Here is a 23,565-nt window from a genome sequence, read left to right on the forward strand (position 1 = left end):
AATCAGCGTGACTAGGCTCTTTCATTGTAAGTAGCTGTTCGAGCCAATATGGCAGAGCAGTAACCGTTCTAGGGTCACTAAATATCGGCACTTGCGTGTTTTTGTTCCAGATGATAACACCACTCATTGGCTTGTTCGCCTTCAAAGGGTATTGCATCAGAAACATTGTGGCTACTTCTATCAATGTTTGGTTCGATGAAGGCATCGATTTGCTCACGCAAATTTGCAGATTCTATTGTTTCTAAAAAAGGTCTGCTACTGTCTAATTCTGTGTTGGAACAAAGGTTCATGTTTGATTTAGTGTTAGTGATTGACGGTATTAGAGGTGAATCAAACAGTCTAGCTGCCAATTTGTCGAATCGTGACATCGCCTTGTAAACGACATTGACAGGCAAGTCGATAGCGCTCTTCGGGATAACCTAAGGTGGTCAAGAATCCCCGTTCTATATAATTGGCATCAGTAAGATTTGGTATGCCTTCCAGTACTTCAATAACGCATACGCCACAGGCTCCAGCGCGACAGCCAAAAGGAATAATAGTTTCATTGACTTCTTCCAAAATAGTCAGGACTGAGTTCCGAGGTAGCTCGATTAATTCACCAGAAGGCTTAATTAATACATTTGGCATACATCTTTTTGTTGCTTGTTGTTCAGATGAGGGCAAAACCGATTTGGTTGCACATTAGTTGGAGTTTGATAATACCAACTATGGTTTTCATAACCAATAAATATAGTTTGTCTTGCCCTGGTGCTCATTTCGCAGGTGTAAAAATATTCCGTTTTACCTCCACGTTTATATATAGTTTCATTGAAATCAACTTGTGCATTCTCTGTGTTTGAATTATTTGTAGCACTTGATTACATCTATATCCTGGAATACAGTTTCAGGTTTTGGCATCACCCCAGAGGGTACTCTGTGGTGAAATAAGTAAGTCGGCATATTTTCTTGGTGCAAGATGTGAGTTAAACTTTTAGCACCCAAGCATCGCGAGTTTCCATACTGACAAAAGATGCGGGCACGATTTCCAAATCTACGCCCAGTGCTTTGAAAGTCGCACGAATAGCCGCAGCGTGTGCAGACTCAGTTGCGCCAATACTTGCCCCAACAGTAATCAATTTTGGGGTTTTCAGCTTGGCGATTTCTTGAGTGTAGGCGATCGCTGCATCTGTTTCCAAAGCGAGTGCTAATTTGGCGATATTCACATCACTATCGACGTTTCCCTCACCCTTTTTGATGTAGGATGAAACATCATATTTCGATTCTGCTTTTACCGGAGTTCCGCCCATACTACTGATAGCGGCTGCTAAAGCATCCCGATGTTTTTTATGATCGGCTTGGTTGCGTAAAGCAAGAGCTAAAACGGCTTTGCCAACATCGGTATTAGTTAACTTACCAGCGGCAAAACTATAAGCCCAAATTGCCTGGTGTTCGTAGTAAAGAGCATTGTTAAGAATTTTTACATCATCCCGCATATTTTTTGCTGGTTGAGCATCTGCTTTCTCAGCAATCAGCGGTAAACCCAATGCACTCGCTACACCAATAACTCCCCCGCTGATTATAATATCACGGCGCGAGAATATGTTTCGGCGAGAAGATTTTTTAGTTAAAGCGCGATCGTCCATGAGTTAGTCTCTCCTACGTGATGTTATGGTTGTTTTTTGTACTCACACCTTGCACCACGCTTAACTTGCGATGCCCCGCAAGTTAAATATCAAAGAAATACACTATGATAAAATCCTTATACAGTAAGGATTATGAGATGTGTTTCTTATAATTCGTGTACATTCGGAGTAGCTTGTTCACAACCAATAGTCGTAGTTTGTCTCAACTAACTATTCACTTTCCAGGTCAATCACCGCTCACTTTGTGTTTATTTTTTGCTAGGTTGATAGTCTTTTTGAGGCGTTGCATAATTTTAGGATGAATCGTAAAGATGTTCCACATGCTTCGTCTCTACAATATGTCAAATTTATCGACGTGTATTGTCAAATCCCAAGCGACAATATGCAACGCCGTAATAGGCTATTTAAGAATCTCAGTCGCTTCAGCGCTGAGAATGTCAAATAGTTGTCATCCTTATGTTACAAGGCAGACAAAATTGATAAATACGGCTTTTGAGTGAGTGAATCCGATTTTGGGAATAATCTTCATGGTGTTTGTGATTATCAAAACAACATGACAGCGCGATCGCTTCCAAAAATTCTGGTATTTTGCGGCATTTTGTCTGTATTCTTGACATTAATGCCAGTATATGCAACGCGAACTGCAAACACAATTAACACTTTGCGTATTCAGCAGCAACAAGTTAAACAACAGCGTCAAAATGTTGTCAAAGAACGCGATCGCTTAACAAATCTTCAGCAAGAAGCCCAACATCGCTTAACTGGTTTAGAAAAAAATCTGCAAACTACTGACAGTCACATTACTGACAGCGAATTCCGGTTAAAAGTTGCAACTGAAGGTCTTCAACAATTACAAGCTGATTTAGGTATAGCTCAACAGAACTACCAAGATAGACAAATAGCGACAATTGGGAGATTGCGCTTTCTCCAACGTTCCCCAGCATCTGTTGGATGGGCAGTTTTACTACAAAGTCAAAATCTCAGCGATTTTCTTGACCGTCGTCGGCAATTAAGGTTAGTTTATCAAGCTGACCAGAAAATTTTAGCAAAACTCACTCAACAAGCAAACCAGATAAAGAAGCAGAAAACCGATGTAGAAGAGCAAAAAAATGAGATTGCTTTGATTCGTCAGCAGCTGTTAGCGCAAAAAGCCGATTATCAAGGACAAGCAGAGTTACAGTCAGATTTAATTCTACGCTTAAATAGCGATCGCCTAGCTTTAGAAGCAGCGCAAAACCAGCTTGACAAAGATTCTGAAGCAATAAGTGTTTTAATTCAACAAAAAGTCGCCGAAGCGCAAAATAAAACTAATAGCCGTAACAGCATCATTCTGCGCGGAACTGGTATAATGGCATATCCTAGCGATGCTTCTACTAGCAGTTCTTTTGGTTGGCGAATGCATCCTGTTTTAGGATATCGGCGCTTTCATGCAGGTTTAGACTTTGCCGCTAGCTATGGCAGTACAATTCGCGCCGCAGATTCGGGAACGGTGATTATGGCTGGGTGGTATGGTGGTTATGGCAACGCACTCATTATCGACCACGGCAAAGGCATTACTACATTGTACGGTCATACCAGCCAATTGTTCGTTTCCGAAGGGCAAACAGTGCAGCGAGGACAAGCGATCGCCGCAGTTGGTTCCACCGGTTTATCTACCGGTCCTCACCTCCACTTTGAAGTCCGTTCATCCGGTACACCCGTAGATCCCGCAAATTTTCTTTCTTAGTGCGAGTTTTTGTTGATGTAAATCGCGCCTGTGTGTTATTCTAGAGAAGAATATGGGCGCGTAGCTCAGTGGATAGAGCAACAGATTCCGGTTCTGTGGGTCGGGGGTTCAAATCCCTCCGCGCTCGTTTTTGGATTAATATATTGTAAATGATAGTCTTGACAAACGCTCATGAGACCAAATGGAGCGGGATAATTTCAAGATGACCAGGGTTTATCTAGACACAAGTATTTATAACCGCCCTTTTGATGACCAAACACAGCCAAAAATATTTTTGGAAACACAAGCAGTCATCTTAATTTTACAATTGGTCGAAGCAAAATTAATTGAATTAGTTAGTTCCTCGGTTTTAGAATATGAAAATAGCCGCAACTCTTTTTTTGTCAATCAGCAGACAATGGAAAGATACCTACAAATGGCTACAATGAAACAAGAGGTCAACGAAGGCATAAGGGAAAGAGGCGAACAACTAGAGCAACAAAAAGTAAAAGCAATTGATGCTCTCCACGTAGCCTGTGCAGAAGCATCTAACAGTGATTATTTCATAACTTGCGATCAAAGACTAATTAATCGCTGTCGTGGATTAGCACTTAAAGTTATCAATCCCACAGAATTTATTTTAGAGATGGAAGATGACAATTAAAGTTATTAACGAACAACAAGTTTTACAAGAAGCAATGCAAGTTTTGATGACGCACTTAGAGCCATCTAAAGTATTGAAATTTTGGGCAGCTTGTCAACTAGGTGACGGTGATTATCTCAAATTGAAAGAGCAAATGTTTGAGAAAGAGACCGTTGCTAGTCTTTATGGCAAAATAAAAGCTTTTCAAGATTATAAATAAAATTTTATCGCCAAATATAGATAATAAACCTTCTACTGTTTTTGGCTCTAGCTTACAGGTAAAACAATTTTTCAATAATTGGATAGTGTTTTATTCAAAAATTTTGTAAACCCTAACTTTCTCAGCTTAGAGTCTATCTCACCTTGAATTTGAGAAATTTCCTTCTTGATATCATCAAGGTTATTAATCTGCCGTTTTATAGAATCAACATTATAAAATTTAATTTGAATCTCTCCGGCAATAATTTTTTCTAGTTTTACCTTCCAATTATTATTTACTCTCATAAATTTAAATTTTGTTACTTATTAGCTATTTGAATCGGCATAACTATAGCATTTAAAATTAGGTAGTTTCTTGAGTAAAATAACTTAGTTAAACAATATATTTAGATTTTTATAATCCACAATAATGATTAAATTTTCTTCTTAGCAAAAATTGCTGGAACAAAAACTTTTGTTTTTTAGTTTATTTTTTACGTATTTTAAAGAATGGGTGTGGAACCTTCAATAAAACCCTTACGAAGTGTTAAAATTACAACTTCCGATCAATTTGTGCATGGACTAGAAAACAGGAGAATCTGATGACACAAAAACGGGTGGTAGTTGTAGGTGCAGGTTGGGCTGGTTTAGGTGCAACTTACCACTTAGCCAAACAAGGTTACGATGTGACGCTTCTTGAAGCAGGTGCTAATCCTGGGGGACTGGTGGCAGGTTGGAAAACAACAAAAGGACAATCTGTAGAAGCGGGTGTTCACGGCTTTTGGTATCCTTACAGAAATATATTTTCTCTTATTAATGAACTGGCAATAAATCCCTTTACAACTTGGACTCGTTCATCTCAATATTCGCCTTTTGGTTTAGAAGTTGAATCGCCGATTTTTCAGGATTTACCGCGACTTCCTACACCTCTAGGAACATTTTTATATACACAATTTAAACGTTTACCGTTAATAGACCGAATCAGCGCTTTACCTTTACTTTATGCTTTAATTGATTTTGATAATTCCGATGAAGCTTGGCGACGTTATGACTTTGTGACAGCGCGGGAATTATTTAAAGATTTTGGTGTTTCAGCGCGGCTTTATCGTGATTCTTTTGAACCGATGTTGTTGGTAGGTTTATTCGCTCCTGGGGAACAATGTTCTGCCGCTGCAACTTTGGGAATGTTGTACTTTTTTATTCTCGCCCATCAAGCAGATTTTGATGTAGTTTGGTGTCGCGGAACTGTGGGAGAAAAAATATTTCGTCCTTGGGTAGAAAAAATTGAAAAAGCTGGTGCCAAGGGGTTAGCAAATCGCCGAGTTACTGACATAAGAGTTGATAATAATCGGGCAACAGGTGTTGTCTGCGGTGATGAAGTGTTTGATGCTGATGCGGTAATTTTTGCCGTTGGGATCACGGGGATGAAGAAAATCGTATCAAATAGCCCTAGCTTACAAAGCCGTCAAGAATTTAGAAATTTGAGCAATTTAGGGGCAATTGATGTTTTAGCAACTCGGTTATGGTTTGACCGGAAAATTGAGATTCCGCGTCCTTCTAATGCTTGTTTTGGATTTGATGCAACTACTGGATGGACATTTTTTAATTTGAATGAATTACATGACGAATATAAAAATGAACCTGGGACAGTTATTGAAGCAGATTTTTATCATGCGAATCAATTTTTGAATTTAAGTGATGAAGAGATTGTGCAGAGAGTTAAGCGTGATTTAGCAACTTGCATTCCGGAATTTAGGCAAGCGAAAGTGATTGATAGTAGTGTGATTCGTTTAGCAAATGCTGTATCTCACTTTGCACCTGGTAGCTATCGCTATATGTTGCCAGCTTCGACAAGTTTTGATAATGTATTTATGAGCGGTGATTGGATTGTTAACCGTCACGGTTCATGGTCGCAAGAAAAGGCTTATGTGACTGGTTTAGAAGCGGCGAATTTGGTAGTTGATTATTTAAAACAGGGTAAACCTGCGGAAATTTTACCTGTAGAAGCGGATGAAGCACATATTCAAGTTGCTAGAGGTGTTAATAAGATTGTGCGTGATTTGGGTAAGTCTATTTTGCCTGATTTTTGGTTGCCGTGATGGGAATTAAAAGATTATCTCACGCACTCGTAGCAGAGGCGCACTCGCAGTAGGAATGAACGCAAAAACTCTCTTTTCCTCTTGCTCCTTGGCTTCCTTGGTGTACGAGTGCGGTTCGTTTCTCTAATTGTGCAACGAAAGAAAATTACATCGGATTATTTTTGTAACTTTCAGGTACACCGATCGCAGACAAACCAGCGATCGCTCGTAAGTTTTGGCAGCGAATTAACTCGCTAAAATTTAAACCGGAACGTCCTTCTATTTTGGCAACCGTCTCAATTGCAGTTAACAGATGTTCTGCGGCTTCAGTTTCTGAGTAACCCCGACTCAGTGCGATTCTAATTGCGGCTGTATCAGCATTTAATTCTAATTCTTGGGAAGTATTAGTGCGCCAAATGCGAATTAAGGCGATCGCACTTAATCCCCCAGCGACAACTACACCTACCGCATCTTGTTGGGCTGATTCGATAAATCCGCCGAAAATACCCGCTAATACCACACCTTGATAAATATCGGCTTTAAACCACTTTACCCCGGTCAACCAGCTTATTGTCCGCAACAACAGTAAATCGCGTTGCGGTGGCTTTAGGCGACGCCACAAATCAAAGTTAATATATGTTGGTCGCTCCTGACTCCAGGGTAAGGGAAAAGAAGCATCAATCACTTTTGACTGTTCTGGTTTGCTGACGAGTTTCACCGTCATTCGACCAGAAGCAGGCATCACATCTAACAAACGACGAATTTCAACATTAGGCTCCATGATTAATATTATTAGGCATAATGAGCAATGAAATTAGAATTTTTGCTACATGGAAGCTTTTATTCCTATCCCACCTGAATGGACAAATCAGGCAATTCATGCTCATAAGTTTTGCTGTCCTAACTGCAAGGCAAGTAGTAATGATGCCGAAAAAGTTTGGCTTAATCGGCGATCGCCTGTAATTACAGAAGAACGTCGTCGCAAATGGCAAGAATTTTATAATTGTAACTGCGGTTGTGTCTGGTGGGCTTGGAGTAGCGATCGCCCTCCAACTGATTTATCCAAACAAGATAATCATCCCACATAACCAATTTTTCAACAAACAAAAGCCCGCCTACAAGCGGGCTAATATAAATTTACCTTACTATGAAAGCCCGCCTACGCGGGCTTTGTTTGTATAGCCCCAGACTTACAGTCTGAGGGCGATTTACACATGTGCGATCGCTCTTTCGCTAATACCAAATTTAAAAACTGAAAGTGGTACGCATTGTACCTACATAAATGGTGTCATTCCTATCATTATGCTCAGGAGTGAAAATCACCAATAAACCGGGAGTAATCGAAATATTGTCATTAAGTTGCAACTTGTAAAGACCTTCTAAATGGTAAGAGGTATTTGTATCTCTTAGCCCTCTACCATTAGAAATCACATTGGCATCATTGCTGGCAGTTTTGGGTGGTTGACCAAAGATCAAACCAAGGACGCTACCCTTTGAACCAAAATCTTGCAAACCGAAGCTAGCACCCCAGTAGTTTAATGTTGCACTATCACCGCTTCTAACGTTTATAGGAACACCGCTGACGGTTGAGTTAGCACTGCTCTGCGCTTCAGCATCAGTGTAACCATACCAACCATTAAGTAGCAACTTCGGGGTCAGTTTAAAAGCTGCTTCTACACCGTAATGATTAGCTGTGGTGGCAACATTACCAAAGGGTTGGTTCGCAATGCTGCTGCCTGTAAATTCAAACAAGCTGATGCCACTACCACTAGTCACACCATTAACAGTAGTAGTAGCATTTTGATAAGTACGTGCGTAAGTTAAACCGATATTGAACCTTGGAGTCGGTTGGAAAGCTACCTGAGCTAGAGCCGCATAGTTACCATCAAAAAAACCATTTCTATCCAAAGGACTGCTAGCTGTATTAGTACGTCCACCAGCTAGATAACCAACAGAGGCACTTATAGCTCCCTTGGGGTTAAGAGTTATAGTTGCACCTGCACCACCCTGACCTTGACGGTAGATGGGGCTGAAGCGACCATAGCGGGAGATAGCACCCTTACTAGTGCTGGAAAAGTAGGGGCTGAAGTTATTGATGTTTTCCCAAAATTCACCATTGTTTGCATCAACCTTGACACGTACTGCGTCAGTTAGGTTGAAAGCATAGTTGATTTTCTCTGCCTGGAGATTGTTACCAGTGTCGTTCTCAAATATTAAACGGGACATAGCAGTACCCGTTGAAGCGTTACCAAGACTACCATTGTTGTTGGCAATGATATTTCCTGCTTGCAAACGAATTTGTAACTGGTCTTTTCCAGTGAAACTGGAAAGCAAGTTCAAACGAATCCGCTCAGAGAAAGTCGTGTTGGCATCTAAGTTCCGGCTTGGTGCGTTCGGATTCGCTCTGAGTGTAGCAGCGCTGATTGCTGGGTTATTACCGAAAGGCTCAGACAAAACGAAAATCGCTTCTCCAACTAATTTAGTGGTAGTTGAGAATTGATTTGCCTCTAACTCAGCGGTTCTCGCTTCTAGTCCATCTACACGACCACGCAGAGTTGCCAATTCAGCGGAAAACTCTTCTTGCAAGCGCTGTAAGGTCGCTAAGTCTTCTTTTGTCACCAAGTCAGCGGTAGCTGTGGCAATCAATTCGTTAACGCGGTCTAAACAAGCATTCAAACCAGCCGCAAATTCATAACGAGTTAATGCACGGTTGCCGCGATAAGTGCCGTTTGGGTATCCAGCGATACAGCCATAGCGCTCAACCAGAGATTGTAATGCTTGGAATGCCCAATCTGTAGGCTGCACATCAGAAAACTGAGATACTGATGTTACCTGACCGATGTTGTTAGACTCTTGGGACAATTGGGAAACAGAAGTTGTCTCTTCTTTAACTTCTGCTTTGACTTCTGCTGCTAGGACGCTGTTTGCCGCTAAAAATGAGGCAGCCGCAACTAATGGACTTAGTTTAAAAACGTTCCACAGAGGTTTTTTCATTTTTTTTACTTTCACTCACACCTATTTGATTTAATCGAATAAATTTCGATAATCATATTACAGTAATTATACCAGATAATATGATTAATATTCACTTTGATATAGGTAATTTCTGAGTAATATTGTTGACGGCTTCACTCAACAAGTTGAAAGTCTCCTTTTAACTAAGCTAATCGCCGATAATTGTTCTGAGGTTAAGTTTAGGTCAAATTAATATTTAACAACAATGCCAACAAGCGTCTCGATCTGAAAATTTTTGAATGATAGCGCAATTGCTCTACACCGATTTTGCTCATTCACTGAAATTGAAGCATTTTCAATAGTCTTTTTCTAGTTCCCGTCAATAGTTCCCGTCAGAGGATATTTATGGGAGCGATAACTTCCTATATTCAGGTTGTCTGTATTGTCAAGTATAGTAACTAGATTAATCAACAAAATATTTCACAACTTGCTCTCAAGTAAGCGATCGCTAATATGGTCTTCAGATTCGGTGACTTACCATAAGTTGTCAGCGAATCTAACTTTTCACGCTCCTATTTCAGACTTTTTTTCATAAATTAGGACTTACGTCAAATCATCATCAAACTAACTCCTCCAGACCACAGATAATTCCGAGATACTTTCGGCACTTCAAACTTCCGTGAAACACAGAGTAATTATTTCATCTAGTCTTGCGTAAGCCCTCACCTAGAAACTTTCATTATTTATTAAACCAGAGTGTCGATACCACACACAAGTCAGCTACGACACATAATTACACTATTTTTTTGCCCCTTGATTGGGAAAACATAGAACAATCCTGCGTTTGTAGCGTAACATTTTTCCTTGTTCCTCAAACTGCTGTAGCAGCCGTGTTACTGTCACCCGTGTTGTATTTAAAACTTCGGCAATTTCTTGGTGGGTAACATTCAAGTCAATTAGTTTGCCTTGTTCGACCTCACGACCAAATTTTTCACTCAACCATACCAAAAATTGCCACAAACGTAGATAAATTGGCTTACGATGTACTATACTTAGTAATTCCTCTGCTTGTTGAATGTGGGATAATAAAGCATTCAAATCTTGATGCCAAAGGTGAGGTGGAATAACGCTTACCTCTACACTTGTCAAACATTCAATTTGGTAAGGTTTGACTGTGGATAAAGGATAACCAACTAAATCCCCTGGTCCCCAATAACCCAGAGTGATAAATGTTCCATCTTCACTCCATGTTAAGGTACGAATTGTTCCCCGCTGAATGCGCCAAAGTACATCATTCCGTTGGGGAATTATTTCTCGACGGTTAAATAACCTCTGGGGCAGTTGCTCATTTGCAATATTTAAGGGATTGTTAGATATAGGATTTGGTGTATTAATTGACGAATATGTCATGGAAGTTATCTCGCTTAATAGAAGTTGTTTAGAAGATTAAAAAATTATCAGAGGATGAACAAAACCCAATCTATACAAGGCATTTGGTGGCTAGAACACTCATCACCCAAAATTTCAGTCAAAGGATAGATGTTTTCTGAGAAAAACCGCTTTAAGGTAGATTCAAATTATTTGAATCATAGGCTAGTCTAAAATTAGATTGCCAAATAGTGTGTGAAAATTATTCAACTAATAATTTGAGCTGGTAAAACCGCCTGAGGAAGCGTTATTAGGATCGCATGGTAGCTTTTAGAAGTTATTACATGGGATTAGCATATATTGTCATGGGAATTTTATATATAGATGCCGCTTAAAATTTGATAATGGTTTGGATAAGAATTCTTTGATGAAATTATGATTAGCCTACTGCTATTAAAAATTATTGTCAAGTAGGCGAAGATTTAGTAATAGCAACAACTGCTGGTTTCGGTGGAGAATTGGGAGTTTTGCTGGGCCAATTAGAACCAATGGGAACTTGGCGAGTTTGCATAAATTCCTCACCTGTGGTAGTGGTAATTAAAATTTCTCTGCTTAGTAAAGCTTGGTTTTTACGGGTGCCGTTGGTTTCACCTGGATGCTGGACTGAGAGGAACATTGTTTGCTCGTCTTGAGTGAAGCAGGGACCTGTGGTTTCGCATTCCATAGGTCCTATACCAAATAGAAAAGCTTTACCTGCTTCTTTACCACTGGTGGGAATAAACCAGATAGCGTTATTACCAAACAAACCGGATATGTTAGCAGGTTTACCTTGGTCATTAATGCGACTTGTGATGGCGCTATTCATACTACCACTCGATACATCTGTTACCATCCAGACATTTCCGCTACGATCTAAAAGCAAATTATCTGGATTGGCAAAACCCATACCACCTGCTGCGGGTTCCCCTCCTGTTGCTAACATTTCCCATTTAAATTTATCGGCTGCGGGTTCGTTGTTATCTTCAGTTAAACGCATCACCCAGCCATATTCATAGGGTGCTTCACCTTTAGGACTTTTGAAAATTCTGATATCTGAACCACCCTCTTTATCGGAAGAACCAGAGGTAAAGCTAATATATAAATCGCCGTTAGGAGCAATTTCCGTATCTTCTGGACGTGCTGTACAGGTCGCACCGGCTGCATTTGCGGCATAATGTGCGTCAATTAAAATTGCACCTTGCTGTTCTTCAGTATTACCTGTGTAAAGGTCGCCTAATTTTTTGTAGTTTTGTTTAAACTGGGTAATCTCTTCGTCTTTGGTGATTTTTAGATTAAATCCTTCAATTGGTTCTGGTAAAGGTTGAAAACCGGCTTTGCTTTTTGTCGCACCTTTTGGTAAGCGGATGAGGTTTCCACCGATTAGCTTAGGAACATCTGGATCTACGGGTGTGTCTGCTTTTAGGGGAATCCAGCGACCGGTACCATCAGGGTTAAATTTGGCAGCATAAAGCATTCCTTTTTGCAACAGTTGGGAATTAGCTTTATCTTTGGGGTTGGTGACGCGATCGCTACTCACAAATTTATATATATGTCCTCCCCTGCGATCGCATCCAGAATAAAATGCTAGTTGTTTGCCGATTTCAACCCGCACACCAACCGCTTCGTGATGATATCGTCCTAACCAAGTGTGTTTTGTCCCGTAATCATTCTCTTTTGCTGGATCGACTTCTACAATCCAACCATATTTATTTCCCGCTAATCCGAAAACGTTACCTTGTCCTTCAAGTCCTTCATCACTCAAAGCAAAAGGTCTTTTACTTGGGTCTAAGGACGTTCCATCAGCATATACTGGTTCTGGTACTTGTGATTGAAAGTTTTCTTCTGCACTCAATACTGTACCCCAAGGTGTTGTTCCACCAGCGCAGTTAGCGAAAGAACCGATGATGCGATCGCCTAATTTATCAATATATCCCTGTCCTTGCTTTTTGCGAAACACCGCTACCCCAGGACCGGTTGCTTTTAAATAACGCTTGTCTTCTAACCCAGAAATTCCACTAATTCGGCGATCGCTTGCAGAATTAGTTCTTTCCCATTTACCTTTCTCTGTTTTCCGAATTGAGATAATCCCCAATCCTTGATCTAAAAGCGCTTCTGAACAGATTTCCTTGATTTTCGCTTTGATTGGGTCATTATCTGCCAAAGCATAGGCATTAATTTCATTTTTACTATTCTTTTTCAGTGCTGTTTTTACCTCTGCAAATGGTAATGATTTCCCTATTACTTGCTGATATGTCTGCATCCACGGGATCGCACTGATATATTCAAAGTTAACTGAAAGATATCCTTCGTTTTCAGATGTCGGGACAAAAGATAAATAATCGTTGTTGTAACCAAACCGCGAATCACCTACTTTATCACCCCAAGCTGCAATAACTTGGTATTGAAAACCTTGTGGTAGTACTAAATCATCTACTACTTCATAGGTGCTGTAAATTTCTTTTTGCTGTTCTGGTTTTAACCCAGCCGTTTCTAAGGGTATAGCACCTTTTACCGGTTGAAATAAAAATGAACTTACCGTGGTAGCTGCTTGCTGTAATGTATTTTTTTCACATCCACCCACGGAGCCAAGTGCTACTGCACCTGCACTTCCTCCCAATAACAGCAAGAATTCCCGACGTTTGATACTCATCAGTTTTATCAATTACAGCATAAACTTCAGTGAGATATGAGATAACATTCAGCACTTTGGTCTTTGGTTACTTTAAACGTCAAAGATTAAGAACAGGTAAGCTTTTCGTGAAATGTATGTTATTTAACAAATATTTGATTTACTTCAGCCAAAATATCTGCGTAATATGTCCTTTTCTATACCTGTGCCTCCGGAATCTAAAAATCAATTTTCTTTCTTAGCTGATTATTACTTTAATTTTTACAGTTAAACGTCATGTATGTTTTTCTAACTAAACATTAATTTCTCGTCACACATTACCAAAAAAATTCTGGAAAACCGGTATCCAATACTACAAAATTTCTCAAAATTCTGAGTAGTGGGTAATAGACATCTCCACAAATTAATTATGCGTTGTCCTAAACCCTTGATTAGACGTAGCAGTGCTACGTCTAATCAACAGACGTAAAGCGTGGAACGTCTAATAGACATCTGTTGGAAATTAATTATGCGTTAACCAGAATCCTTGTAGAGACGCGAAATTTCGCGTCTCTACATTGTTTTCTGGAGATGTCTAATCAACAGACGTAAAGCGTGGAACGTCTAATCAACAGACGTAAAGAGTGCTACGTCTAATCAACAGACGTAAAGAGTGCTACGTCTCTACATCCTAATGTTTAATTCACCGTTACCCGTTCTGAATTAACCGCGTTGACCGGTAACGATGTATGCTACTCGTTGACCGATGTTAGTGGCATGATCTGCCATACGTTCGAGACAACGAATTGCTAAAGCTAGCAAAACAATTGGTTCAACGACACCGGGGACATCTCGTTGGTAAGCTAAAGTTTGATAAACGCGATCGTAGGCATTATCTACAGCATCATCTAAACGTTTGATGTTGCGTCCACTGACTTCATCCAAATCTGCCAAAGCCACCAAACTAGTAGCTAGCATTGCCTGGGCGTGGTGAAACATGAGGGCAATTTCTGGTAAAGTATGATGAGGCGGATAAGGAAAGATTTTGATCGCAATTTCAGCTAGATCCTCAGCATAATCGCCGATGCGTTCTAGGTCGCGCACCAGTTGCATAATAGCACTCAAAGAGCGCAAATCTTTAGCAGTAGGTGCTTGCAGCGTCATAATCGCCGTACAATCTGATTCTATTTGTTTATAAAAGCGGTCAATTTTTTTTTCTAATCGGGGGAGTTCCGCAGCTGCGGTTAAATTCCGGGCAATTAAAGCTTGGTGACTGAGCCGAAATGATTGTTCGACCAAAGCACCCATACATAATACATCCCGTTCTAAACGTCTCATAGCGCGTGCTAGCTGCGGTCTTTCAGGATTGGGACTATCAAGGACTGCTTTGGTCATTTTTGGTCTCAAACATGAAGATATTGTTTAACTATAGTTTTGGCAATGTGAGTTTGCCACTATTTCTGGAAATACGACTTGCAGCCATGCACCTTTTGTTTGGGGATGATTCATGGCTTTAATTGAACCTCCGTGTGCCTGGATGATTTGTTTCACGATCGCCAAACCTAAACCAGTTCCAACAATTCCCGTTTTTGAATTTGTAGATGATTGTGATTCACGACTTCTAGCTGTATCTCCCCGATAAAATCGCTCAAAAACATAAGGCAAATCGCTTGCCGAAAAACCAAATCCAGAATCTATTATATTGATTTCCAGACATTGGGGAGAAGAATTGTCACTATAGTTATTGTTTTTCGGGATGATTTTCGCCTCAATGTGAATTTTTGTCCCAGGGGGACTGTATTTGATGCTGTTATCGAGCAAATTGAGAAATACTTGGTAAATCCGCGATTTATCTGCTTTAATCCACAGCTTTTCGTGTCCGGAAGAGTCAATAGTAAGTTCCTGTTGCTGTGCTATGGGTTCTAGTGTTGCCCAGACAGAGGCAATTAGCGATCGCACTTCTACTACTTCTGGATGTAGTTGAATTGCAGGGTTCGTTTCCATTTGGGTCAGTTCTAACCAGCTATGCACTAAGTTGATTAGTCGATCAACTTCTTGCATTAAGCGGTCAACCCAACGATTTAAAGGTGATTCTAAGCGGTTTTGTAATGTTTCTACAACCAGACGAATGGAAGTCAGGGGAGTTCTCAGTTCGTGTGCCAGATCGGAAAATGCGCGATCGCGTGCTGCGTTCATATCTAGCAGTGGTTGGCGATTTTCCAGAAATACCCCCACTTGTCCATTGGGTAAGGGCAAGCTGGATGCTCGCAAAGCGAGTGATTTTAATTCTAATATGGCTGCGGCGCTCTCATAAGAGGGGTGAAACACCCATTCTTTGATTTGGCAAGAAGAGCGATCGCGCGTTTGCTCAATTAACTGATCCAGTTCATAGGATCTTACCAGCTCTAGCAATAAGCGCACCTGTCCTGGTTGCCACCTTTGCAAATACAATATCTCCCTTGCCTGATGATTGCACCACAGCAGTTGATTTTCTTCATCAACTTGCAAATATCCCACTGGTGCAAAATCCAGCACTTTTTCATAAGTTTGCAGCGACTGCTGTAAATTTTGCTGATGCTGCTCAACCAAGGCAATTTCAGCCCGTAAACGAGGAATCAGCGGTAGCATTACCTTGGTTGAGTGGGTGGCAAAAGGTCGCAGGACTCGTCCCAAATAGCGATTTAGTTGAATTTGTTGCCAAATCCAAAACCCAATGCCTATGGCTAAACCCAGAAAAAAAACCAATACCAGCATCGCGAGTTTTTAGTTACTTGATGACAACTAAAAACTAACAACTATCCGAATCAATTATCCAAATCGATAGCCAAAACCTCTCACAGTCACGATATATTCTGGACGACTAGGGTCTTGCTCTAATTTTTCGCGTAACCAGCGGATATGAACGTCTACAGTTTTACTATCCCCGACAAAATCTGGTCCCCAAACTTGATCTAGCAATTGTTCTCGTGACCATACCCGACGAGCATAACTCATGAACAATTCTAAAAGGCGGAACTCTTTAGGCGATAGATTCACTTCTTGACCCCGAACCATGACGCGACACTCTTGGGGATTTAATGTTACTTCTTTATAATGTAAAACCGGCACTACCGGCAAACTGCTTAAGCGTTGACGTCGAAGTAAAGCTCGACAACGAGCGACTAACTCCCGCATACTAAACGGTTTAGTCAGATAGTCATCTGCCCCGACTTCTAAACCTAAAACCCTGTCAGTTTCGCTACCTTTAGCACTCACCATCAAAATTGGTACTGGATTTCCTTGATGACGCAGCAAGCGGCAAATATCCAGTCCATTGATTTGAGGTAGCATCAAATCAAGAATAACTAAGTCAAAAACAATATCTGTTGAGTTGGGTTCAAAATTTTTGAGATATTCTAAAGCCGTTCGTCCATCAGAGGCAGTTACCACCCCGTAACCCTCCTCCTCCAAAGCGACAACCAACATTTCCCGAATTAATTCTTCATCTTCTACCACGAGAATGCGGCTGGTGTTTGCAATCTCTGCTCTAGGAGAATACTTAGTCAACTCACTTGTATACATCGGGATCACAAAGTTTGGGGCTTGTGGCTGTATCAATACAATTATCTTATATCAGTGTCAGCACTAAAGTTAAAGAATTTTTGGAAAAAATTGTGACCGAAATCACATGCTTATTTAAGATTTTGACGCACTCCCCCGCATGAATGACGGGGGATTCTGGGTTGAAGCAGCAATTGCAGGTATACCCGTCTTACATTGCCTCGCCCACTGGGCAACGCCCTGCCCAGAATATATATCTTACCATTAACGGCTGAATAAATGAGCCATTGCGAAGAACGCGGTTAGAAGCGACAGTCACGCAAGTGGCGTTCAGCCATCCGCTTATATCCCCCGCATAAATGACGGGGGCTTTACGCATCAAGATTCGTAAGATTTTCTTCTTGCATCAAAATTTTTAATAAAGCAGCGGCACCGATTTGCTCAGAAACTGCATTCGCATCCCATTTTTTGTCAGAGATGAACTTACCTTTGGTATAGAGGTTGGTACCCGACCACAGATAAGGGGTGAGAACATCTGGATGGTTTAGCCTATAACCAAAACCGTTGTATTGCTCAATTTGCCAAAGCTGTGCTGGTAAACTCCAATCTTTTACTTTGTCTAAATCTTTGCCTCCTTTTGTTAAAGCATCTATAGCACTTTCTTCCCATGTGTAGCCTACATCCCAACCGTGAATGGGGTCGGGGACTGGTCTACCTTCTGGGACATTTACGGTACGTTTTTTTAGTGAATCACCGTTGTGCAGATGTTTGCTAAAGCTAAGAGAGGATTCCATATTGTGGATGACCGCAATAAAGTACCAAGGTACATTAATTTTTTGGGCGATCGCAAGGTAGCGATCGCGATTGAGAGCGATTTTCGCAACTATCTGCTTAGTAGTATCTAATTGGTCAGATTTGATTTGACACATGAGCCAAAGCTTCTGATATTCCGGTTTGAGATCGCGAAGACGAATTGATACTTCTGTCATTTTTCTTCCCTCAAATGAGAACACAGACTTTCCTCCGTGTTTTGAAGTTAGCTCATTTCTAAACAAATTGATTTTTTTATCCAAAAAATTAACCTTTTCTGATTTTTTGGCTGATTGCGTAGACGCTAGTACAAAAAAAATAAAGTATAAAATAAATCAATTTATCTAGTCATATTTTCAAACATTTGTCAATTTTTTAATCAGTAGCTGGCTTGAATTTAAATGTTTGTAGTCAAAAAAATTACTTTGTTTGACTCGAAATTGGCGCTTAATAAAAATTAATAATTTCGCTCAAATTATCTACCCAAGGGTATATTTTCAAAGAGAACCTATTTACAGACAATAGAAAATCTGGTTTTTGGATCACAACCAGTCATCGTCACTTAAAAATTTTCACGCATACAAACTAATAGATATCTCCAGAGTCATACGTAGAGACGTTGCATGTGCTACGTCTAATCAAGGGTTTCGGGCAACGCATAATAAGCATAGCCGTCGATGTCTAATAGACATCTCCAGAAAACAATTATTGTGACGTAGCACAGAATAGTCTCTTGGGGTTTGGACAACGCATAGTTCATTTATGGAGATGTCTATTAGACATCTCCGAAAAAGAATGTAGAGACGCGAAATTTCGCGTCTCTACAAGGGTTTTGGTTAACGCATAGTTCATTTATGGAGATGTCTATTGTTTTCTAACAGATGTCTAATAGGTGCATAACTTATTGAGCTTTGCACCTATTAGTTAGCAGATGTGATCAATAAGAGTTGAAGGGACAATATGAAATTACAAGAGTTTTTGGGAACAGATGAGAAGTATGGCAATGATGCGATCGCTCAAGATTCAGACTTGGCTCATCAAGTTCAGATACAATTAATTGGCTTAGGTCTGTTGGAACCTCCTGCTGACGGGAAGTTTGGACCGATTTCCGCAGCAGCACTGAAAAAATTTCAAAATTTAACCAAGACAGGAGAAACTGAATTTTTAGGAAAAGTCACAGCTAAAGCACTGATTGAAATCAAACCCGGATCGCTTCCTAAAACTCCTTTAAAATTAGGTAATGATCTTCCAAGCCGGATTGTTAAATATATGCAATCTAAAGATTATACCATATTCACCGAACCGAAAGAATATAATATTGTTTACGTTGAGGGCATGAATGAAGACGGCAGCCTCAATGATGATGCACCGAATGAATTTAACGATCGACGGATAGTCATTGAAGTCGTCGATGGTGTTCCTCAAATCGTCAACCACTGGCAAGCTACCACCGAACCAGGCAATAAGTTTACCTTGACGCCAATTAATGATTTAGGAGCAGCGAGAATTCAGTTTGGGCAATATAAAGCTTGGCGTGTTGGAACCCACAACATCGGCAGATTCGATCCTCACGAAGCATTAGTGCAAGCTGGCACGATCACTGTTTGCCGAGACTTAAATAAAGATTTTAAACGAACTGGCGACAAATTAGACAAAGGTGATGATTTTGCGATTAATCAACACTGGGGTTTTGATGCTGATAAGAATAATGTTGGCAATACCAGTGCAGGTTGTTTGGTGGGACGCAGACGCGAGGGACACCGCGAGTTTATGGAGATAATAAAAGGCGATCGCCGTTATGTGAGTAATTCTAACTATGTATTCTACACCACAGTTATTCCTGGGGATGAATTAGTCAAGGCATTCCCAGCATAAGTCATTCATGAGGGGGAAAGGGGCAAGAAATATTTCTCCCCTTGCTCCCCCTGTTCAAATCCCCATTAGACATCTCCAGAATTTAATTATGCGTTGCCCGAACCCAAGAGACTATTCTGTGCTACGTCTCTACATTCTTTGTCTATTGGACATCTCCATAAATTAATTATGCGTTGCCCGAACCCAAGAGACTATTCTGTGCTACGTCTCTACATTTTTTGTCTATTGCCCAATTGCCGCTTTCATCCTTAAGAATTCTCCTTTTGAAGTAAGTGTCCTGGCGGCAGGAATGCTATTTTAAGGATGAATTCACTCACATGCAAAGTATCCATGACCGCTGCTGTCTACCTAGAAAACGTTTACAAGCTATATAACAATGTGCCTGTGGTGAATGACCTTTCATTCTCAATTGAAGTCGGCGAGATATTTGGTCTACTCGGTCCTAATGGTGCAGGTAAATCTACGACAATTCGGATGCTAACCACCTTAACGAAACCATCCCAAGGGCGGATTTCAGTATCTGGATATGACGTGGTAAAACAACCCATATTGGCAAAGCAAAGCATTGGTGTAGTTTTGCAACAAGTTAGTGTAGATGCAGATTTAACAGTATGGGAAAATATGGAGTTGCACGGAAGGCTACATCACATTGCCAATCCACAGCGACAGCGAGTAATTAATCAATGGCTAGATTATCTAGAGCTAGCAGATAGACGCGATAGTTTAGTAAAAACTTTGTCTGGGGGGATGAAGCGACGCTTACAGATAGCGAGAGCTTTGTTACATCAACCGCAAATTCTCTTTTTAGATGAACCGACGGTAGGACTAGACCCGCAAACAAGACGACGCCTTTGGGAAATTATTCGAGATTTGAATAAGCAAGGAATGACGATGCTACTAACGACTCATTATATGGATGAGGTCGAATATTTGTGCGATGCTTTTGGTGGTGATAAGCCAGGACGCATTGGTATTATGGATGGGGGAAAGCTGATATATGTGGGAACTTTACAACAGTTGCGCTCCGCTCATGGTCAAGGTTTGGTGATGAAGCAAGTAGGCGATCGCACCAATAGTCTGTTTTTCCCCACTCTGGAAGAAGCTAATGTTTATCTAGATCAACAAAAAGATAAAACCGGGATGATGGTGCGTGCTTCTAATTTAGAAGATATTTTCGTCGAACTCACAGGACATCAGTTAGATTAAAAGAAAATTTCTGTAAATGGAAAAAGCAGAATTACGCCGATCGCTTCTCAAAACACGTCAATCAATGTCGGTGGCACAATGGAAACAAAGTAGCGATCGCATCTGCACTTACATAACGAATTCACCGCTGTTTACCCAAGCAAAAACAATCCTGGCTTATTTCAGTTTCAAGAAAGAACCTGATCTGGGTTCACTGTTTGCAAATATTTCTTTTGACGGTGGTCAAGATACCCAAACTAGAAAAACATGGGGATTTCCACGCTGCGTCGGTGACTCGCTTTGCTGGCACCTCTACACCAAAGATTCTCTACAAAAAAGCGCTTATGGTATTATCGAACCTCATGCCGACGCACCAACTATAAAGCCTGAGGAAGTGGATTTGATTATCATTCCCAGTGTGGGTTGCGATCGTCAAGGATATCGCTTGGGTTATGGGGGTGGATATTACGATCGCCTGCTGAGTTCTCCTGAGTGGGCAACTAAGCCGACTATCGGAATTGTATTTGATTTTGCCTACCTACCACAGCTACCAATTGAGCCTTGGGATCAGCCGTTACAAAATGTTTGTACTGAAATGGGATTGACAAAAGTTAGGAGTTAGGTAGAGACGTTCCGATGGAACGTCTTTACGCGGAACGTCTTTACGCGGAACGTCTTTACGCGGAACGTCTTTACGCGGAACGTCTCTACGCGGAACGTCTTTACGGGAATTACAAGGAATTTTCTCAAATAAATTCTATATGCCCTCAGGCTGGAAGCCTGGGGCTACAGGAACAAAGCCCACCTGCGTGGGCACTCTTAGGCGCATCTTGATATACAGCAGATTGCGTTATTATTAAATACACGTAGAGACGTAGGGCGCGGAACGTCTTTACAGGGTTTTGGGTTTTACGCATGTACCTCAACCAGGAGTGAAATCTGCTGTAAAAACGGTATTAGGTATAAATAAATTATCATTTTATAACTTTCTAAATTCCGCGCCAAGGACTATTGTCCTTGACGCACCAACAACAACGCTATGTAGTTAGTAAAATACACTTACTATATTACTATGTTCGTTTAACAAACACAAGCAATTAAAAAGATTTTTGGATAGATATTTGCCGGATAAAACGTTATAAAAGCAGCAAATCATTTATGGTAGTTAAAATGACAGTGGATAAAGAGAAATGACTTTAATTAAAAGTAAAAATTGGTTATGGATGTATGTGTTGCTGGGAGCGATCGCCTTAATCACGCTGTTTCCTTTGCTGTGGCTTTTGAGTACTGCGTTGAAATCGCCAACAGAAAATATCTTTGCGACGCCGCTACAATTATTGCCTAATCAACCTACTTTGAATAACTTTGTCTCTGTTTGGCAATCTCTACCTTTTGGGCAGTACTTATTCAACAGTACATTGGTTGCGGTGTTGACTGTGGGCTTAAATCTACTATTTTGCGCGGCTTCAGCTTACCCGATAGCTCGATTGTCTTTTCCCGGACGAGACTGGATTTTTGTGGCGATCGTCTCGACGATTATGATTCCCTTCCAAATCGTGATGATTCCCCTGTACATTTTGACAGTGCAGATGGGTTTAAGAAACACTTATTTGGGAATGATTTTTCCTAACTTGGCTTCTGCATTTGGGATTTTTCTGTTGCGGCAAGCTTTTATTAGTGTTCCTAAAGAAATGGAAGAAGCTGGGAGAATGGATGGCTGCTCAGAGTTAGGTTTGTGGTGGCATATTATGTTGCCAGCGATTCGTCCTGCTCTGGTAACTTTGGCTATTTTCGTATTTATTGGTTCTTGGAGTGACTTTATTTGGCCCCTAATTGTCATCCAAGATGAACAGTTATACACTCTACCTTTGGGAGTCGCAAAACTAGCGGGTACATTTTCCCTAGATTGGCGGTTGGTAGCTGCTGGTTCGGTAATTTCGATCGCGCCGGTGCTGATATTATTTCTGTTTTTACAACGCTATATTGTCCCGACGGAAACTGATGCGGGTGTGAAGGGTTGAATAATTCTTAATGCGTGAATTGGAAGATAGCATAATGAAAAACGAACCGCAGAGGACACAGAGGACGCAGAGAAATAAGAGTTTGAGAGAGTTTTTCTGTAAGTGCTATTAATAAGCACCGCTTTTTTTTAATACGACCCAAACAGTTTTGACTAGAAGACTTAAATCGTAGATAACAGACCACTTCCGCTGATAGTCAATATCCATGTTGACGATAGTTTCAAAGTCGTTAATGAAGGAACGACCATTTGCTTGCCATTCGCCTGTAATGCCTGGTTTAACTCGCAATCTTTGCCAGTGGTGTGGTTCGTATTCTGTTACTTCGTCAGGAGTGGGTGGACGAGTACCAACTAAACTCATGTCTCCGATTAAGACGTTCCAAAATTGAGGAAATTCGTCTAAGCTGGTGTGCCGCAAAAATTTACCGACGCGAGTAATGCGAGGATCGTGAATAGATTTAAAAATGTGACCTTTTGCCTCGTTTGTTACTAGATGCTTGAGTTTATCGGCACCAACGATCATTGAGCGAAATTTCCACATGCGGAAGGGTTTTCCGTTAAGACCGCAGCGAATTTGAGAATAAAATATTGAACCTGGGCTGTCAATAATGTTTGCGATCGCTACTGGAATTGCCAGCACTGCTGTAACCATCAACCCGATAATGGCTCCAAAAATGTCAATTAATCGTTTGACAATACTTACTGTTGATGGGTGTATAGAATAATTTGTAGCTACGAAATTATCCCCAGCATTTATATCTGACTCAGAAGTACAAGTGGACACGGGTATAATTCGGTTTTTACTGATTTAGATGTTGATAAATACCAATATAACCAAGAAGTTTTCTTGAGTAAGTGTCGAAACGCCAAATTTTATCTAATCTTTCAATTACGCAGGGTTTTGTTAAATTTCAGTATT

21 protein-coding genes, 1 tRNA gene and 1 pseudogene are annotated in these 23,565 nt (G+C 40.7%); 11 read left to right on the forward strand and 12 right to left on the reverse strand.

The window, feature by feature from the left end; genetic code table 11:
• Window positions 1–77: 77 nt before the first annotated feature.
• From OGM63_RS00115 to OGM63_RS00125, 3 genes are all read right to left on the reverse strand, one after another.
• On the reverse strand, window positions 78–290 hold the full coding sequence (locus OGM63_RS00115; protein WP_263743464.1) for a hypothetical protein: 213 nt from the start codon (window positions 288–290) through the stop codon (window positions 78–80).
• Window positions 291–339: 49 nt separating this feature from the next.
• Window positions 340–627: a 2Fe-2S iron-sulfur cluster-binding protein gene (locus OGM63_RS00120; protein WP_263743465.1), complete on the reverse strand. Its 288-nt coding sequence runs from the start codon at window positions 625–627 to the stop codon at window positions 340–342.
• Window positions 628–962: 335 nt separating this feature from the next.
• Window positions 963–1,622, reverse strand: a complete 660-nt coding sequence (locus OGM63_RS00125) for a ferritin-like domain-containing protein (protein WP_263743466.1) — start codon at window positions 1,620–1,622, stop codon at window positions 963–965.
• Between the two features lie 496 nt (window positions 1,623–2,118).
• Here OGM63_RS00125 and OGM63_RS00130 point away from each other — a divergent pair, with 496 nt between their 5' ends.
• The 5 genes from OGM63_RS00130 to OGM63_RS00150 all read left to right on the forward strand — a co-directional run bounded on the left by OGM63_RS00130 (window position 2,119) and on the right by OGM63_RS00150 (window position 6,267).
• On the forward strand, window positions 2,119–3,348 hold the full coding sequence (locus tag OGM63_RS00130; protein ID WP_263743467.1) for a M23 family metallopeptidase: 1,230 nt from the start codon (window positions 2,119–2,121) through the stop codon (window positions 3,346–3,348).
• Window positions 3,349–3,402: 54 nt separating this feature from the next.
• Window positions 3,403–3,475: transfer RNA gene (locus OGM63_RS00135), tRNA-Arg, on the forward strand.
• A 75-nt stretch (window positions 3,476–3,550) separates the two neighbouring features.
• Entirely contained in the window at window positions 3,551–3,991 is a 441-nt protein-coding gene (locus tag OGM63_RS00140) for a PIN domain-containing protein (RefSeq protein ID WP_263743468.1), read from the forward strand.
• Complete coding sequence (locus tag OGM63_RS00145) at window positions 3,981–4,190, forward strand: hypothetical protein (RefSeq protein WP_263743469.1); 210 nt, start codon at window positions 3,981–3,983, stop codon at window positions 4,188–4,190. The genes OGM63_RS00140 and OGM63_RS00145 overlap by 11 nt, the downstream gene beginning before the upstream one ends.
• A gap of 580 nt (window positions 4,191–4,770) precedes the next feature.
• A complete protein-coding gene (locus tag OGM63_RS00150) occupies window positions 4,771–6,267 on the forward strand; it encodes a hydroxysqualene dehydroxylase (protein WP_263743470.1) in 1,497 nt (498 codons plus the stop codon).
• A 145-nt stretch (window positions 6,268–6,412) separates the two neighbouring features.
• On the opposite strand, the gene OGM63_RS00155 is transcribed toward OGM63_RS00150, so the two are convergent.
• Complete coding sequence (locus OGM63_RS00155) at window positions 6,413–7,027, reverse strand: DUF3318 domain-containing protein (RefSeq protein WP_263743471.1); 615 nt, start codon at window positions 7,025–7,027, stop codon at window positions 6,413–6,415.
• 49 nt (window positions 7,028–7,076) lie between these two features.
• On the opposite strand from OGM63_RS00155, the gene OGM63_RS00160 reads away from it, so the two are divergent.
• A complete protein-coding gene (locus tag OGM63_RS00160; protein ID WP_263743472.1) occupies window positions 7,077–7,334 on the forward strand; it encodes a hypothetical protein in 258 nt (85 codons plus the stop codon).
• A 157-nt stretch (window positions 7,335–7,491) separates the two neighbouring features.
• Here OGM63_RS00160 and OGM63_RS00165 read toward each other — a convergent pair whose 3' ends face one another.
• From OGM63_RS00165 to OGM63_RS00195, 7 genes are all read right to left on the reverse strand, one after another.
• Window positions 7,492–9,240 carry an iron uptake porin gene (locus OGM63_RS00165; protein WP_263743473.1) on the reverse strand — a complete coding sequence of 583 codons (1,749 nt, stop codon included), beginning with the start codon at window positions 9,238–9,240 and terminating at the stop codon, window positions 7,492–7,494.
• A 759-nt stretch (window positions 9,241–9,999) separates the two neighbouring features.
• Window positions 10,000–10,611, reverse strand: a complete 612-nt coding sequence (locus OGM63_RS00170; protein WP_263743474.1) for a Crp/Fnr family transcriptional regulator — start codon at window positions 10,609–10,611, stop codon at window positions 10,000–10,002.
• A gap of 424 nt (window positions 10,612–11,035) precedes the next feature.
• Window positions 11,036–13,258 carry a PhoX family protein gene (locus tag OGM63_RS00175; RefSeq protein WP_263743475.1) on the reverse strand — a complete coding sequence of 741 codons (2,223 nt, stop codon included), beginning with the start codon at window positions 13,256–13,258 and terminating at the stop codon, window positions 11,036–11,038.
• 681 nt (window positions 13,259–13,939) lie between these two features.
• A complete protein-coding gene (phoU, locus tag OGM63_RS00180) occupies window positions 13,940–14,611 on the reverse strand; it encodes a phosphate signaling complex protein PhoU (RefSeq protein ID WP_263743476.1) in 672 nt (223 codons plus the stop codon).
• Window positions 14,612–14,638: 27 nt separating this feature from the next.
• The gene (locus OGM63_RS00185; protein WP_263743477.1) at window positions 14,639–15,970 is read right to left on the reverse strand and encodes a sensor histidine kinase; all 1,332 of its coding nucleotides are present in this window, start codon (window positions 15,968–15,970) and stop codon (window positions 14,639–14,641) included.
• A gap of 54 nt (window positions 15,971–16,024) precedes the next feature.
• Window positions 16,025–16,777, reverse strand: coding sequence for a response regulator transcription factor (locus OGM63_RS00190; RefSeq protein WP_263743478.1), 753 nt, complete (start codon window positions 16,775–16,777; stop codon window positions 16,025–16,027).
• 350 nt (window positions 16,778–17,127) lie between these two features.
• A complete protein-coding gene (locus OGM63_RS00195) occupies window positions 17,128–17,745 on the reverse strand; it encodes a hypothetical protein (protein WP_263743479.1) in 618 nt (205 codons plus the stop codon).
• Between the two features lie 781 nt (window positions 17,746–18,526).
• Here OGM63_RS00195 and OGM63_RS00200 point away from each other — a divergent pair.
• The 5 genes and pseudogenes from OGM63_RS00200 to OGM63_RS00215 all read left to right on the forward strand — a co-directional run bounded on the left by OGM63_RS00200 (window position 18,527) and on the right by OGM63_RS00215 (window position 22,647).
• Entirely contained in the window at window positions 18,527–19,441 is a 915-nt protein-coding gene (locus OGM63_RS00200) for a peptidoglycan-binding domain-containing protein (RefSeq protein WP_263743480.1), read from the forward strand.
• Between the two features lie 330 nt (window positions 19,442–19,771).
• Window positions 19,772–20,647, forward strand: coding sequence for an ABC transporter ATP-binding protein (locus tag OGM63_RS00205; protein WP_263743481.1), 876 nt, complete (start codon window positions 19,772–19,774; stop codon window positions 20,645–20,647).
• A 16-nt stretch (window positions 20,648–20,663) separates the two neighbouring features.
• Complete coding sequence (locus tag OGM63_RS00210) at window positions 20,664–21,248, forward strand: 5-formyltetrahydrofolate cyclo-ligase (RefSeq protein ID WP_263743482.1); 585 nt, start codon at window positions 20,664–20,666, stop codon at window positions 21,246–21,248.
• Window positions 21,249–21,276: 28 nt separating this feature from the next.
• Window positions 21,277–21,486 (forward strand): annotated as a pseudogene (locus OGM63_RS29680) (pentapeptide repeat-containing protein); the annotation flags it as partial.
• 330 nt (window positions 21,487–21,816) lie between these two features.
• Window positions 21,817–22,647, forward strand: a complete 831-nt coding sequence (locus OGM63_RS00215; RefSeq protein WP_263743483.1) for a carbohydrate ABC transporter permease — start codon at window positions 21,817–21,819, stop codon at window positions 22,645–22,647.
• Window positions 22,648–22,755: 108 nt separating this feature from the next.
• On the opposite strand, the gene OGM63_RS00220 is transcribed toward OGM63_RS00215, so the two are convergent.
• On the reverse strand, window positions 22,756–23,430 hold the full coding sequence (locus OGM63_RS00220) for a sugar transferase (RefSeq protein WP_375340438.1): 675 nt from the start codon (window positions 23,428–23,430) through the stop codon (window positions 22,756–22,758).
• Window positions 23,431–23,565 lie beyond the last annotated feature (135 nt).

It is taken from the genome of Plectonema radiosum NIES-515, assembly GCF_025753815.1.
Lineage (GTDB): Bacteria > Cyanobacteriota > Cyanobacteriia > Cyanobacteriales > Nostocaceae > Hassallia > Hassallia radiosum_A.

Bases quoted from the DNA above. Each gene is read 5' to 3' on its own strand.
- OGM63_RS00145 (WP_263743469.1), top strand. From the start codon at position 3,981: ATGACAATTAAAGTTATTAACGAACAACAAGTTTTACAAGAAGCAATG.
- OGM63_RS00120 (WP_263743465.1), bottom strand. From the start codon at position 627: ATGCCAAATGTATTAATTAAGCCTTCTGGTGAATTAATCGAGCTACCT.
- OGM63_RS00185 (WP_263743477.1), bottom strand. From the start codon at position 15,970: ATGCTGGTATTGGTTTTTTTTCTGGGTTTAGCCATAGGCATTGGGTTT.
- OGM63_RS00165 (WP_263743473.1), bottom strand. From the start codon at position 9,240: ATGAAAAAACCTCTGTGGAACGTTTTTAAACTAAGTCCATTAGTTGCG.
- OGM63_RS00170 (WP_263743474.1), bottom strand. From the start codon at position 10,611: ATGACATATTCGTCAATTAATACACCAAATCCTATATCTAACAATCCC.
- OGM63_RS00190 (WP_263743478.1), bottom strand. From the start codon at position 16,777: ATGTATACAAGTGAGTTGACTAAGTATTCTCCTAGAGCAGAGATTGCA.
- OGM63_RS00205 (WP_263743481.1), top strand. From the start codon at position 19,772: ATGACCGCTGCTGTCTACCTAGAAAACGTTTACAAGCTATATAACAAT.
- OGM63_RS00210 (WP_263743482.1), top strand. From the start codon at position 20,664: ATGGAAAAAGCAGAATTACGCCGATCGCTTCTCAAAACACGTCAATCA.
- phoU (WP_263743476.1), bottom strand. From the start codon at position 14,611: ATGACCAAAGCAGTCCTTGATAGTCCCAATCCTGAAAGACCGCAGCTA.
- OGM63_RS00215 (WP_263743483.1), top strand. From the start codon at position 21,817: ATGACTTTAATTAAAAGTAAAAATTGGTTATGGATGTATGTGTTGCTG.
- OGM63_RS00160 (WP_263743472.1), top strand. From the start codon at position 7,077: ATGGAAGCTTTTATTCCTATCCCACCTGAATGGACAAATCAGGCAATT.
- OGM63_RS00200 (WP_263743480.1), top strand. From the start codon at position 18,527: ATGAAATTACAAGAGTTTTTGGGAACAGATGAGAAGTATGGCAATGAT.
- OGM63_RS00115 (WP_263743464.1), bottom strand. From the start codon at position 290: ATGAACCTTTGTTCCAACACAGAATTAGACAGTAGCAGACCTTTTTTA.
- OGM63_RS00175 (WP_263743475.1), bottom strand. From the start codon at position 13,258: ATGAGTATCAAACGTCGGGAATTCTTGCTGTTATTGGGAGGAAGTGCA.
- OGM63_RS00150 (WP_263743470.1), top strand. From the start codon at position 4,771: ATGACACAAAAACGGGTGGTAGTTGTAGGTGCAGGTTGGGCTGGTTTA.
- OGM63_RS00195 (WP_263743479.1), bottom strand. From the start codon at position 17,745: ATGACAGAAGTATCAATTCGTCTTCGCGATCTCAAACCGGAATATCAG.
- OGM63_RS00125 (WP_263743466.1), bottom strand. From the start codon at position 1,622: ATGGACGATCGCGCTTTAACTAAAAAATCTTCTCGCCGAAACATATTC.
- OGM63_RS00155 (WP_263743471.1), bottom strand. From the start codon at position 7,027: ATGGAGCCTAATGTTGAAATTCGTCGTTTGTTAGATGTGATGCCTGCT.
- OGM63_RS00140 (WP_263743468.1), top strand. From the start codon at position 3,551: ATGACCAGGGTTTATCTAGACACAAGTATTTATAACCGCCCTTTTGAT.